General features: G+C 64.8%; 10 protein-coding genes. 6 read left to right on the top strand and 4 right to left on the bottom strand.

Annotated features, from left to right (window positions below):
• The first annotated feature begins 19 nt into the window (after positions 1 to 19).
• Both ASG25_RS17300 and ASG25_RS17295 read left to right on the top strand, forming a co-directional pair.
• A complete protein-coding gene (locus tag ASG25_RS17300) occupies positions 20 to 1,804 on the top strand; it encodes a TRAP transporter large permease subunit (protein WP_062476721.1) in 1,785 nt (594 codons plus the stop codon).
• A gap of 14 nt (positions 1,805 to 1,818) precedes the next feature.
• Positions 1,819 to 2,811 (top strand): TRAP transporter substrate-binding protein, encoded by a 993-nt coding sequence (locus ASG25_RS17295; protein WP_062476718.1) that lies wholly within the window; start codon positions 1,819 to 1,821, stop codon positions 2,809 to 2,811.
• An 82-nt stretch (positions 2,812 to 2,893) separates the two neighbouring features.
• On the opposite strand, the gene ASG25_RS17290 is transcribed toward ASG25_RS17295, so the two are convergent.
• The 4 genes from ASG25_RS17290 to ASG25_RS17275 form a co-directional block, all read right to left on the bottom strand.
• The gene (locus ASG25_RS17290; RefSeq protein ID WP_062476715.1) at positions 2,894 to 4,039 is read right to left on the bottom strand and encodes a Xaa-Pro peptidase family protein; all 1,146 of its coding nucleotides are present in this window, start codon (positions 4,037 to 4,039) and stop codon (positions 2,894 to 2,896) included.
• A gap of 97 nt (positions 4,040 to 4,136) precedes the next feature.
• A complete protein-coding gene (locus ASG25_RS17285) occupies positions 4,137 to 4,847 on the bottom strand; it encodes a GntR family transcriptional regulator (protein ID WP_062476712.1) in 711 nt (236 codons plus the stop codon).
• Between the two features lie 173 nt (positions 4,848 to 5,020).
• Positions 5,021 to 5,500 (bottom strand): pyridoxamine 5'-phosphate oxidase family protein, encoded by a 480-nt coding sequence (locus ASG25_RS17280; protein ID WP_062476709.1) that lies wholly within the window; start codon positions 5,498 to 5,500, stop codon positions 5,021 to 5,023.
• Between the two features lie 102 nt (positions 5,501 to 5,602).
• Entirely contained in the window at positions 5,603 to 6,571 is a 969-nt protein-coding gene (locus ASG25_RS17275; protein ID WP_062476706.1) for a sugar-binding transcriptional regulator, read from the bottom strand.
• Between the two features lie 274 nt (positions 6,572 to 6,845).
• Here ASG25_RS17275 and tal point away from each other — a divergent pair, with 274 nt between their 5' ends.
• From tal to araD, 4 genes are all read left to right on the top strand, one after another.
• Entirely contained in the window at positions 6,846 to 7,802 is a 957-nt protein-coding gene (tal, locus tag ASG25_RS17270; RefSeq protein WP_062476703.1) for a transaldolase, read from the top strand.
• Between the two features lie 567 nt (positions 7,803 to 8,369).
• Positions 8,370 to 10,031, top strand: a complete 1,662-nt coding sequence (locus ASG25_RS17265; RefSeq protein WP_062476700.1) for a ribulokinase — start codon at positions 8,370 to 8,372, stop codon at positions 10,029 to 10,031.
• A gap of 50 nt (positions 10,032 to 10,081) precedes the next feature.
• Complete coding sequence (gene araA / locus ASG25_RS17260; protein WP_062476697.1) at positions 10,082 to 11,590, top strand: L-arabinose isomerase; 1,509 nt, start codon at positions 10,082 to 10,084, stop codon at positions 11,588 to 11,590.
• 7 nt (positions 11,591 to 11,597) lie between these two features.
• On the top strand, positions 11,598 to 12,311 hold the full coding sequence (gene araD, locus ASG25_RS17255) for an L-ribulose-5-phosphate 4-epimerase AraD (RefSeq protein WP_062476693.1): 714 nt from the start codon (positions 11,598 to 11,600) through the stop codon (positions 12,309 to 12,311).
• The last annotated feature ends 163 nt before the right edge of the window (positions 12,312 to 12,474 follow it).

The raw sequence follows: 12,474 nt of genomic DNA, 5'->3' as shown, positions 1-12,474 counted from the left end.
CCCGGGTCGGCCGGCGCGTATGGCCAGCGTCCTTCTGCACGGGCTCGACCGTCTTCTCGGCGCGCTGGCCGGGTTCGTCCTTGCGATCATGCTCGGCGTGGTGATCACGGGCATCGTGCTGCGCTACGGGTTCCACACCGGGCTTCTGGGGGCAGAGGATCTCGGGATCTGGCTGCACATCGCCCTCATCTCCGTCGGCGCACCGCTGGCACTGAACGGGCCGCTCGCCATGCGGCTCGATGTCCTGGTGTCACGGTTGCCCCCTCTGCCGCAGCGGGCCGCCGCCATCTGTGCCGACGCGGTCTCGGTGCTGGCCGGCCTCGTCCTCGTCTCCGGAGGGACGGCTGTGATCGGCATGGTCGGGGGAACGTCGCCGACGCTCGGGCTTCCCGAAGCCCTGCGTTTCGCGCTGCCTGTCTTCGGGGGCGGGGCCCTGCTCGTGAGGCTCTTTCTGACCCGGATCGCGCAAGGCGACCGGGTGGGGGCGGTGGTCGGACCGCTGCTCGGCGTCGCCCTGCACCTTTTTGCAGGCCACGCCGTCATCGAAACGTCCTGGCCGCCGAGCCTCTTCCTGGCACTGCTTGCGGGCCTGGGTCTCCTGGTCTCGGCGCCGCTTTCGCATGCCTTCCTAGCGGCTGCGGCCATGGCGGTCGCCTTCGGCAGCAGCCTGCCGGAACCGGCGATCCTGTCGACGACGATTGCCGGCCTGTCCAAATTCCTTCTTCTGGCCGTCCCGTTCTTCCTGCTCACCGGGGCGCTGCTGACGGCGTCGGGTGCTGCCGACCGGCTGGTGCGGTTTGCCGCCAGCCTTGTCGGTCATCGGCGTGCCGGTCTTGCGCAGACGGTTCTTCTGACCAGCGTGCTCTTTTCGGGAGCCTCCGGCTCGTCCGTGGCCAATGCGGCCTTCGGGGCTGAGACCTTTCAGCCGGAGCTGGTGCGCCATGGCTATCCGCCGGCCCAGGCCGGGGCCATCATCGCTGCAACCTCCGTGCTCGACAACATCATTCCGCCGTCCATCGCCTTCCTGCTGCTTGCCGCCGCCACCAATCTGTCGATCGGTTCCCTGCTCACCGGCGGCTTCGTCGCAGGCGGGCTGATGGCGCTGTGCCTGGCGGTCGCCATCGCGCTGACAGCCGGAGAGCACGGGCGCACGCCCCGTGTCGGGCGCCGCGTGCAGGCGCGTGCGGCCTTGTCTGCCATTCCCGCCTTTGGGCTTGGGCTGATCGTCGTCTTCGGCATCCGCGTCGGCATCGTCACGACCACCGAGGCCGCCGCACTCGCAGCGACTTATACGTTCGGTCTCGCGCTCGTGGCGCAGCGCGGCGCCCGGGACGTTTCCCGCGTTTTCCGGCAGGCTGCCGTCGAGGCCTCGGCAATCGGGCTGCTCATCGGCACGGCTGCGCCCTTTGCCTTCCTGCTGGCCATCGACGATATCGCCGGCGTCATGCAGTCGCTCGTCACGCTGCTCGGTGGCAGTGCCTTGTCGGTGCTGCTCCTGTCCAACCTCGTGCTCCTGGCGCTGGGGCTGATCCTCGACATCGGCGCGGCGATCCTTCTCATCGGTCCCGTGCTGTTGCCGGCCGCCGTCGCTGCCGGCATCGATCCGGTGCATTTCGGGGTGATCCTCGTGGTTAACCTGATGATCCATGGGCTGACGCCGCCCCTCGGCCTGCTCGTCTTCGTCGTGTCCGGCGTGACCGGCGTGCCGGCCCTCGCACTGTTTCGCGCCGTCCTGCCTTATCTCGCCGCGCTTCTCGTCGCGCTCGTCGTCCTGTCCGCGCTCGCGCTCATCTTCCGTCCCTGAGGAACTCGAAACCCATGTCCATCATCACCCGTCGCAGCTTCCTGACATCCGCCCTGGCCGCAGGCCTCGCCGCGCCGGCGCTCGTGCGTCCGGCCTTCGCAAGGACCACGAGCATCACGGTCGCCTCCCTGCTGGGCGAGGACAAGCCGGAAACCCGGATCTGGCGGCATATCGCCGAGCGGGTGGAAAGCCGCATGCCGGGCCGCTTCCGGTTCAATGTCGTCGCCAATGGCGCGCTGGGCGGGGAAAAGGACGTGGCGGAGGCGACGCGGCTCGGGGCTGTGCAGGCAAGCCTCGCCACCACGTCCTCGCTGTCGGGCTGGGTGCCCGAGCTGCAGATCCTGGACCTGCCCTTTCTCTACAGGGATGCGGCCCATGTCGCGCGCGTGGTGGGCGGCGAGATCGGCGTCGAGCTTCAAGACAGGCTCAAAGCGCAGAATTTCATCGCCACGGGTTTCATCGACTATGGTGCCCGGCATCTGCTCGCCAAGGAGCCGATCCTCAGGCCGCAGGACATGGCCGGACGGAAGATCCGCGTGATCCAGAGCCCGCTCCATACCAAGCTCTGGTCGGGCTTCGGAGCCGTTCCCGTCGGCATCCCCATCACCGAAACCTACAATGCCCTGTCCACCGGGGTGGTCGATGCGATGGACCTAACGAAATCGGCCTATGCCGGGTTCAAGCTCTATGAGGTCGTGCCGGTGATGATGCTGACAGGCCATATCCGCGCGTCCGGCGTCGTCTATTTTGCCGGAAGCTTCTGGAACGGGCTGTCGTCCGAGGAACAGCAGGTGTTGACCGATGCGTCCCGGGAAGGTGCGGGCGTTTTCAACGATCTGATCGTCGCCGACGAGGCGGCGAGCGTCGCGACCGCCCGGTCGCACGGCGGGCAGGTTCTCGATGTCCCCGACCTTGCCGCCTGGCGTCAGGGCGCGCGCGGCGTCTGGGACGCCTTTGCACCCGTCATCGGCGGTCAAGCGCGCATCGAGGCTGTCGAGGCGCTCTGAGCCTTCCGGCGTCCATCCGGGATCCCCGGAAAGGCGCAAGGGGCAGGGAGAGCCGCGCCTTCGGCGAGGCCTCCCATGATCCTTATGCCACGGGCTGGGTAGGGCCTGGCGCCGGTTCGGTGAACCACCTGGGGCCTGCCTCCGTCATGTAGATGTGGTCTTCCAGGCGGACGCCGAAGCGATCGGGGAAGACGACCATCGGCTCGTTGGAAAAGACCATTCCGGCGCGCAGCGGCAGCGTGTTGCCACGCACGATATAGGGATGCTCGTGGATCTCCAGACCGAGGCCGTGACCGGCGCGGTGCGGCAGGCCGGGCAGCGCGTAGTCGGGGCCGAGGCCGTGACGTCGGAGAACCGCGCGGGCGGCGTCGTCGAGACTGTGGCAGGGCGCGCCGATGCGGGCGGCATCGAACACGGCCTGCTGCGCTTCCCGCTCGATGCTCCAGGCGCGGGCGAAGTCCGACGTCGGCTCTCCGAGCATGTAGCTGCGGGTGAGATCCGAGTGATAGCCGTCGATCTGCGTGCCGGTATCGACGAGGATCGCATCGCCTTCGGCGAGGATCTGATCGCCATCCGCGCCATGGGGCAGGGACGTGGCTGCGCCGAAGGAGACAATGCAGAAGGTGGAGCCGGAGCCGGCCAGGGCCCGGTGCTCGCGATCGATGAAGCGGACGATGTCGGAGGCGCGCACGCCCGGTGCCATCTGCGCATGGGCCCGCTTGTGCACGTCGAGCGTGATATCCATCGCATGCTGGATGATGGCGATTTCCGCGGGCGATTTGACGATCCGGATATCCCGGATCAGCGGTCCGCCGTCCACGAGGCGTTCCGCACCGAAGGCCGTCGCCAGGGGGTGATAGATGGCGAGCGGCAGGGCGTCGTCGAGCGCAAGGCTCCCCGTCGTCCCGAGGATCCGGCGGATCAGATCGGCGGGGCTTTCCTCTTCCTGCCAGACCGCAATCTCGCCCGGCAGATGCGGCAGCGTTTCGACACGGCTCTGCTCGAAGCCGGGCACGATGTAATGCAGCGATGTCGGGGTCACCAAGGCGCCCAGCAGCCGCTCGCTCGCATGCCAGTGAAGACCGGTAAAATACTGCAGGCTCTTGGATGATCCGAGGAGAAGACCGGCAAGCCCCTGAGCGTCAAGGCCCGCGCGCAGCGTTTCCAGGCGCTGCTGCCGCTCGGCATCGGAAATGAACGGGGGGAGTCCGAGATCGGGATGGGGCATGACGTGCTTTCTGGCTCGCTGGGTGTCTCTGAAGTCTCTGAACCTGTCCGTGATGCTGGTCGATCGGGGTGACGACCGGCCGTTGCCGTGTCACAGATCAGAGGTTCTGGATGGCTGTCGCCTTGCCCATGTCGCGGGCGACATACTCCTGGATCTGCCGAACGATCTGGGCGGCATGGGCGATGGCCAGCCGGTCGCACGTGTCCACGTCGCCGGCCTCGATGGCGGCGATGATGGCTTCATGTTCCTCGACATATTGCCGGGGAAGCCGATCATCGAAGGTCGAGTAATAGAGCCTGAGAATGCGGCGGCCTTCATCCAGCAGGCGGCTGAAGAAGCTGACGTAATAGGGATTGCCGCCGAGCACGGCGATGGCCACGTGGAATTCCCGGTTGGCCTCGATCATGCCATAGGCGTCATGCGCCTCGACCGCTTCGGCGAAAGCCTGCTGGTGGCGGCGGACCTCCTGCATCCCTGCAGGATCGCGGCGCGCAGCGGCAGCACGCGTCGTGACGCGGTACATCAGCGTGAGTGCGTCGAAATACGGCGGCAGGGCTGCAAAATCGATGGTGGCAACAATGGTGTTGCGGTTCGGCAGCGTCGTCACCAAGCCATCGGCCGACAGGCGCAGCAGCGCCTCGCGGATCGGCGTGCGCGACATGCCGAAGCGTTCCGACAGTCGGACCTCGTCGAGCGGGCTGCCGGGCGACAGGGCCATGGACAGAATTTCCGTGCGCAAGGCCGCGTAGACACTTTGCGTGCCCGAGCCGCGGGCGCGAACCGCATCCGGCGATACCGCTTCCGTCATGAGACCGCTCCCTGCATGGACACTGCCCTCAGATAGGGGGCTCCACGATCTCTATCACGGGATAATACAGGCTGTCGACACTCTGCGCCGTGTTGCGGACGTCGTAGGTTTGAATGAAAGACGGCGCGGCAGAAGTGCCGCGCCGTCGAACGGGAGCGATTGTGGAGGATCGATCAGAGATTGACCTTGGCGTTCTCGCCCATGTCCGGCTTCGTGTTGGACACGGCCGCTGCCGCCATCTTGATGTAGCTGATGACGGTGCCGGGGCTGTCCCAGTATTCGGCAAACGACGGCGTGACGCGCAGGATGCGGATCTTCGGATCATCCGGGCTGTCCCACCAGGCCTTGGCCGGCGTGCCCCAGAGTTCCTTGATCTTCTCGCGGTCGTTCTCGATCGACGCCGTCCCGGAGAGGGAGACGTATTTATGGCCCTTGGAGTCAGCAAAGGCAAGGCAGACATTCGGATGCGCCTCGACTTCCTCGTCCTTGTGGCTGTCGGCGTCGGTCAGGAAGTAGACGGAATTCTCCATGCGCTCGACATAGGCGGCCATCGGCCGTGCGCGGATGTCGTTGCCGGTTTCGGTCGCCAGCATGCAGAAGCCGATCTTGTCGATGAGATCCCAGACCTTCGTCGTGTCGTCGGTATGCGCCATGTGTGTCTCCTTGGGTTCGTTCCCAGGGAGAACAGCGAAGACCGGCTTTCTGTTCCGTCGCTCGTCCCGCGCGCCTGCTCGGCGAGCGTGGGCCCGTCGACCTCAGGCCATGTCGAGCAGGCCGCGCGCGGCGGCTTCGTCGGTGATCAGCGTGTGGCAGCCGGTGCGGGCCATGGTGGCGCGGATGGCTGCGACGCGCTTGCGCCCGCCCGAGGCAATAACGACGTGACGAGCCTTGGCGACAGCGGAAAGGCCGACCGACATGACACGTCGGTTCAAGGGGTGATCGACGCTGTTTCCAGCCGCATCGAGAAAATGGCAGAGCGTATCGCAGACCGTCCCGGCCGCCAGCAGCGCCGTCAGATCCTCCGGCGGAAGAAATCCCGGGGAGAGGGAAGATCCGTGGGCGCTGAAATCGCCGCAGCTGACGACGGCGATGTCGAGCATCTCGGCGGTCGCAAACAGACGGTCGAGCCCGCAGCGTTCGATCAGGCGTGCCTTCGTCTCCTCGCTGTCCACGATCAACGGCGCCAGCATCAGCATGCAGTCCGCACCGAGCGCGCTTGCCAGACGCCAGGAGTAATCGACCGGATTGAGGGTGGATGTTTCCACCAGCCCGCCCAGAAGCGACACGATCTTGGCCTTTTCCATGCGCGGCGGTCGGAACGTCTGCAGCGATGCGCTGAGCGTTCGGCCCCAGCCGACGCCTACCACATTGCCGTCGCGGATGACCTCTGACAGGAAGGTGCCCAGCGCCGCCCCGACATCGCGGGCGGTTTCATCGACATTGCCGTCGCCCGGAACGACGATCGCTTCGTCCAGTCCCAGCTTTTCCTCGAGCCGCAGGGCAAGGCCGGTACAATCCTCCGGCGTCTCGTTGATCCAGATCTGCACCTCGGCGCGCTTGACCGCCTCGTCCAGCATGCGGATCACGGTTGCCCGGCTGATCCCCAGGTTTTCGGCAATGTCCTTCTGCGTGAGCCCTCTGTTGTAATACAGCCATGCCGCCCGCAGGCGCAACGAGCGCGTGTCGAGCAGTATGTTCGGGTTGGTCCTGTCCAGTCTGGCCAAGGCGTCGATCCTTTTGCATGATGGGTCTCGGGGGCGATAGCGTCCCGATGACGGTCCCGAAATCCAAGGATGCGGCACAACTTTTGAATAAACGATTTGACAAAAGTCATCAAGCTCCTCATATCCAGTCTGGCCGGTAGCGGAACCTCAGGCTTTAATTTCCGTTCGGTCTCACCAACCGTCGCGCGGCGACGGAAGTCCTATCGAGGGCAGAGATGACGCGCTGCAGAGGCCGCATTTCGCACCTCCCGACGAAAGAAGACGAAAGGCGAAGATGATGTCCAAGCTGGAACAATTACGCGGCATCACGACCGTCGTGGCCGACACCGGCGATATCGAGGCCGTTGCCCGCCTCAAGCCGGTGGATTGCACGACGAACCCGACCATCGTGCTGAAGGCGCTGGGCACACCGCTGTTCGACGAGATCAATGCGGAAGCCGTCACCTGGGCAAAGAGCCAATCGAGCTCGGGCGATGCGCTGGTCAGCGCCGTTGCCGACCGTCTGGCCGTGTCCGTGGGTGCGGAACTGTCCAAGCTGGTTCCCGGCCGCGTCTCGACCGAAGTCGATGCCGACCTGTCCTTCGACACCGAGGGTTCGATTGCCAAGGGGCGCGCCATCATTGCTGCCTACAAGGAGCGCGGCATCGAACGCGACCGCATCCTGATCAAGCTCGCCTCGACCTGGGAAGGGATCCGCGCTGCGGAAGTGCTGCAGAAGGAAGGTATCGACTGCAACCTGACGCTGCTTTTCAGCATGGCCCAGGCGGTTGCCTGCGCCGATGCCAAGGCCTTCCTCATCTCGCCCTTCGTCGGCCGCATTCTCGACTGGTACGTCAAGTCCACGGGCGAGAAGTACACGTCTGAAACGGATCCGGGCGTGGTTTCCGTGCGCGAGATCTACAATTACTACAAGGCCAACGACATCGAGACCGTCGTCATGGGCGCCTCGTTCCGCAACATCGGCGAGATCGAAGCGCTTGCGGGCTGCGACCGTCTCACGATCAGCCCGGCGCTGCTCGAAGAACTGTCCAAGGACGACGGCAAGCTCGAGCGCAAGCTTTCGCCCGACAACGTCACGCCCGTGGAGAAAATCCACATGGACGAGAAGACGTTCCGCTGGATGCTGAACGAAGATGCCATGGCGACAGAAAAGCTGTCCGAAGGCATTCGCGCGTTTGCCAAGGATCTGCACGCGCTCCGCGATCAGGTCGCCAAGCGTCTGGCTGTCTAAGCGCGCCAAGCCGCGGATCGACGACATGAAGGGCCGGTGCATCATGAGTGTGCCGGCTTTTTCGTGCCAAGCCTCCGACAGTCAAGGCGCGCGTTACGGGCCTGTCGATATCGCTGGAGACGCCTTCACCTCGTCATCCTCTCATGCCAATCTGCGCTGGCGCACAGCGGGGGTTCACGGCAAGCGAACGTGCACGGCGAGGGGCTCGGAAATGGGTGAGGTCAGCGGGGACGACGTCCATGCGGAAAAGCTGAGGTTCTCTGTTTACAAAAGTATTACAATATGATTTTTCTGTCCGCGCTGTTCGCGGAGCGGCGGTTTCGGGAGGGGAATCGGACTATTCGAGCAGGAGATCGGCGGGCGCGCGGCGCCGCGCAGATCGCGCTGCGCAGGTGGGTCTCCGAGCTTCCGGGCTCCGATCCCGGGGTTTCGGCGGTCCGACGGTTCGGGACGGCCGCGGGCCCGAAGTTTTCGCTGCGATCCCAGCGCGTGTCTCGAGGACGCGTTGCGGTCGCAGCGGTTCGTGACGTTTCGACAGGCTGACATTCGCATTTTTCTGGAGCTTTCATGTTCACTCTCGGTATCGACTACGGCACAAATTCGGTTCGCGCCCTCATCGTGCGCGCGTCCGACGGCAAGGAATACGGCACGGGCGTCGTGGACTATCCCAGCGGGACGCAGGGCGTGCTGCTCGACCCGCGCGACCACAATGTCGCGCGCCAGAGCCCGGCCGATTACCTCTATGGCTTGCAGGAAAGCGTGGCGCGGGCGCTCCGCGAGGCCGTGACCCAGCCGGATTTCGACGTCTCCAAGGTGGCCGGCATCGGCGTCGACAGCACGGGCTCGAGCCCGCTGCCGGTAGATGCCGCAAACCAGGCGCTCGGCATGCTGCCGCAGTTCGAGAACAACCCCAATGCGCAGTGCTGGCTCTGGAAGGACCATACCAGCTGGCGCGAGGCCGCGCGTATCACCGAGCTCGCCGCCGAACACCGTCCGCAATACATTGCGATGGTCGGCTCGACCTATTCGTCGGAGTGGTGGTGGTCGAAAATCTGGCGTTGCCTGACGGTCGCGCCCGACGTGTTCGCCGCCGCCCATTCCTGGGTCGAGCTCGCCGACTGGGTGCCCTCGGTGCTCGCCGGCGTCAAGACGCCGAGCGACATCGTGCGCGGCGTCTGCGCGGCCGGCCACAAGGCGCTCTACAACACGGCGTGGAACGGGCTGCCGGACAAGGAATTCCTGGCCATGTTGGACCCGAAGATCGCCGAGCTGCGCGACCGGCTCTACGACAAGGCCTATGACGCCGCGACGCCCGCCGGTGCCCTGTCGGCCGAGTGGGCCGACAAGCTTGGCCTGCCTGCCGGCATCCCGATCGCCGTCGGCGCCTTCGACGTTCACTATGGCGCCATCGGCTGCGGCGTCGAGGAGGGCACGCTGGTCAAGGTCATCGGCACGTCCACCTGCGACTGCGCCGTCGTGCCGGTCAAGACGCAGCCGGGCGATATTCCCGGCATCTGCGGCATCGTGGAAGGTTCGATCCTGCCCGGCTTCTTCGGTGTCGAGGCCGGACAGTCGGCCGTGGGCGATATCTTCAAATGGTGGGTCGAGGGCGTCTGCGGCGGCTCCGGTGCGCTGCATGGCGAATTGACGGCCGAAGCCGAGCAGTTGAAGCCGGGCCAGAGCGGCCTTCTGGCGCTCGACTGGAACAACGGCAACCGTACGATCCTCGTCGATCAGCGCCTCTCCGGCCTGATCCTCGGGCAGACCCTCTATACGACCCGTTCCGAAATTTACCGGGCGCTGGTCGAGGCGACGGCCTTCGGCGCGCGTGCCATCATCGAGCGGATCCGGGAGTATGGCGTTGCGGTCGATCGCGTCGTCTGCACCGGCGGCATTGCCGAGAAGAATCCCATGCTGATGCAGATCTATGCCGACGTCACCGGCTGCACCATGCTGGTCGCAGGCTCCAGCCAGACCTGCGCACTGGGCGGCGCCATCGCGGCGTCGGTCCTGGCCGGTGCACACCCGGATTTCGAGACCGCCCAATCTGCCATGACCGCGCTGCGCGACGAGCGCTATACGCCCATCGCAGCCAACCAGGCGGTCTACAACGACCTCTACACGCTCTACCGCGACCTGCATGACAGCTTCGGCGGTCTCAACAAGCAGGCCGATCTTTCCGGCCTGATGAAGAGCCTGATCGACATCAAGTACGCCGCCAACAGCTGAAACTTCCGCACCCGACGGGTGCGACAGGATAGACAACAAGGACTGATACGATGTTTGGTTTGAAGCCCGCTAAAATCTGGTTCGTCTGCGGATCGCAGCACCTCTATGGCCCGGAGGCCCTCCAGCAGGTGACGGCGCATGCCGAGGAAATCGCCAAGGCCCTCGACGATACCGGCAATTTCCCGCTCGAAATCGTCTGCCGCCCGATCGTCACGACGCCGGAACAGGCTGCCGATCTCTGCATCGAGGCGAATGCCGACGCGGAATGCGCCGGCCTCATCCTCTGGATGCACACCTTCTCGCCGGCCAAGATGTGGATCCGCGGGCTGGCCCAGCTGAACAAGCCGTTCCTGCATCTTCACACCCAGTACGATCGCGAGCTGCCCTGGGCGACGATCGACATGGATTACATGAACCTCAACCAGTCGGCCCACGGCGACCGCGAAGCCGGCTTCATGCACACGCGCCTGCGCCTCGGCCGCAAGGTCGTCGTCGGTCACTGGACGGACCCCGAAGTCCATCAGCGCATCGATGCGTGGATCCGCGCCGTTCGCGCCTGGCACGACTGGCAGGGTGCCCGTTTCTGCCGCTTCGGCGACAACATGCGCTTCGTCTCCGTGACCGATGGCGACAAGGTTTCGGCCGAAATGGCCTTCGGCTTCTCGGTCAACACCTATGGTATCGGTGACCTCGCCGCCCGGATGAACGCCGTCAGCGACGAAGACGTCAAGGCGCTCGCTGCTGAATACGTCAAGCTTTACGACGTGGTGCCCGACCTTGCCGAAGGCGGTGCCCGTCACGAATCGCTGCTTTACAATGCCCGCCAGGAACTCGGCATTCGCGCCTTCCTCGAAGAAGGCGGCTTCAAAGGCTTCACCACCACGTTCGAAGACCTGCACGGCCTGACACAGCTGCCGGGCATGGCGCCGCAGCGCTTGATGGCCGATGGCTACGGCTTTGCCGGTGAAGGCGACTGGAAGACGTCGGCACTGCTCCGCGCGCTGAAGGTCATGGGCGAAGGCCTGACCGGCGCGACCTCCTTCATGGAAGACTATACCTACCATATGGCGCCCGGCTCCGAGCAGGTGCTCGGTTCCCACATGCTGGAAATCTGCCCGACGATTGCCAGCGGCAAGCCTTCGGTCGAGATCCACGCGCTCGGCATTGGCGGCAAGGACGATCCGGTCCGTCTCGTGTTCGACGCCATCAAGGGCCCGGCGCTGAACGCGTCGCTGATCGATCTCGGCAACCGCTTCCGCCTGCTGGTCAACGAAGTCGAATCCGTCGAGCATCCCGACCTGCCGAAGCTGCCGGTTGCGCGTGCCGTCTGGGAATGCAAGCCGGACTTCAAGACCGCCTGCACCTCCTGGATTCTCGCCGGCGGCGCGCACCACACGGTCTACAGCTACGACGTCACGACCGAGATGCTGGAAGACTTCGCCACCATCGCCGGCATCGAGCTCGCCGTCATCAACGACGACACGACGCTGCCCGCCTTCAAGCAGGATTTGCGCAACAACGAGGTGTACTACCACTTCGCCCGCGGCATCCGGGGCTGAGGACGCCATGTCGGTCTATACGGAACTCAAGCGCGAAGCCTTCGAGGCGAATGTCTCGCTGCCGCGCCACGGCCTGATCAACCTGACCTTCGGCAATGCGAGTGCGGTCGACCGTGCGCGGGGCGTCTTTGCGATCAAGCCGAGCGGCGTCGATTACACTGCCATGACGGTCGAGGACATGGTGATCGTCGATTTCGACGGCAAGCGGGTTGAGGGAACGCTCAACCCGTCGTCGGACACGCCGACACATCGCCGGTTGCTGATGGCTTTCGAGGACATCGGCGGCGTCGTGCACACCCATTCGTCGCACGCGACAGCGTTCGCCCAGGCCGGACTGCCGATCCCGATCTTCGGGACCACGCATGCCGACTACTTCAACGGCGATATTCCCGTGACCCGCAAGATGACGGCCGAGGAGATCGGCACGGCCTACGAGTGGGAAACGGGCAACGTCATCGTCGAGTGCCTTGGCAATGCTGATCCGCTGGATTTTCCCGGCGTGCTCGTCAACCGCCACGCCCCGTTTACTTGGGGCAAGACGGTGGCGAAGGCGGTCGAGGTTGCGGTTGCCGTCGAGTGCATCGCGCATATGGCGATGATGTCGCTGCAGCTCGCGCCGAAGCTTCCGCAGATCGAGCCAGAACTGCTCGCCAAACACTTCAAGCGCAAGCATGGCCCTGGCGCCTACTACGGCCAGAGCAACCCGGCAAACAAGTCGTAAGTTCTTGAAATCAAAGCACCCGCTTCGCCAGAAGCGGGTGCTTTTGCACGTACACCGACAACCGATCGTGCGACCGGAAAACGTGCGCGAAAAATGTCGAAACCTGGCAATTTCGCCCGCCGATCCACTTTACTAAAGTCATATTGTATGACTATATACCGCC

It is taken from the genome of Rhizobium sp. Leaf384, from assembly GCF_001424065.1.
Classification (GTDB): Bacteria; Pseudomonadota; Alphaproteobacteria; order Rhizobiales; family Rhizobiaceae; genus Ferranicluibacter.
This window is presented reverse-complemented; position numbering and strand designations above follow the sequence as displayed.

Excerpts from the sequence above, each read along its gene's own strand:
- ASG25_RS17300 (WP_062476721.1), top strand. The coding sequence starts at position 20 with ATGGCCAGCGTCCTTCTGCACGGGCTCGACCGTCTTCTCGGCGCGCTG.
- ASG25_RS17295 (WP_062476718.1), top strand. The coding sequence starts at position 1,819 with ATGTCCATCATCACCCGTCGCAGCTTCCTGACATCCGCCCTGGCCGCA.
- ASG25_RS17290 (WP_062476715.1), bottom strand. The coding sequence starts at position 4,039 with ATGCCCCATCCCGATCTCGGACTCCCCCCGTTCATTTCCGATGCCGAG.
- ASG25_RS17285 (WP_062476712.1), bottom strand. The coding sequence starts at position 4,847 with ATGACGGAAGCGGTATCGCCGGATGCGGTTCGCGCCCGCGGCTCGGGC.
- ASG25_RS17280 (WP_062476709.1), bottom strand. The coding sequence starts at position 5,500 with ATGGCGCATACCGACGACACGACGAAGGTCTGGGATCTCATCGACAAG.
- tal (WP_062476703.1), top strand. The coding sequence starts at position 6,846 with ATGATGTCCAAGCTGGAACAATTACGCGGCATCACGACCGTCGTGGCC.
- ASG25_RS17265 (WP_062476700.1), top strand. The coding sequence starts at position 8,370 with ATGTTCACTCTCGGTATCGACTACGGCACAAATTCGGTTCGCGCCCTC.
- araA (WP_062476697.1), top strand. The coding sequence starts at position 10,082 with ATGTTTGGTTTGAAGCCCGCTAAAATCTGGTTCGTCTGCGGATCGCAG.
- araD (WP_062476693.1), top strand. The coding sequence starts at position 11,598 with ATGTCGGTCTATACGGAACTCAAGCGCGAAGCCTTCGAGGCGAATGTC.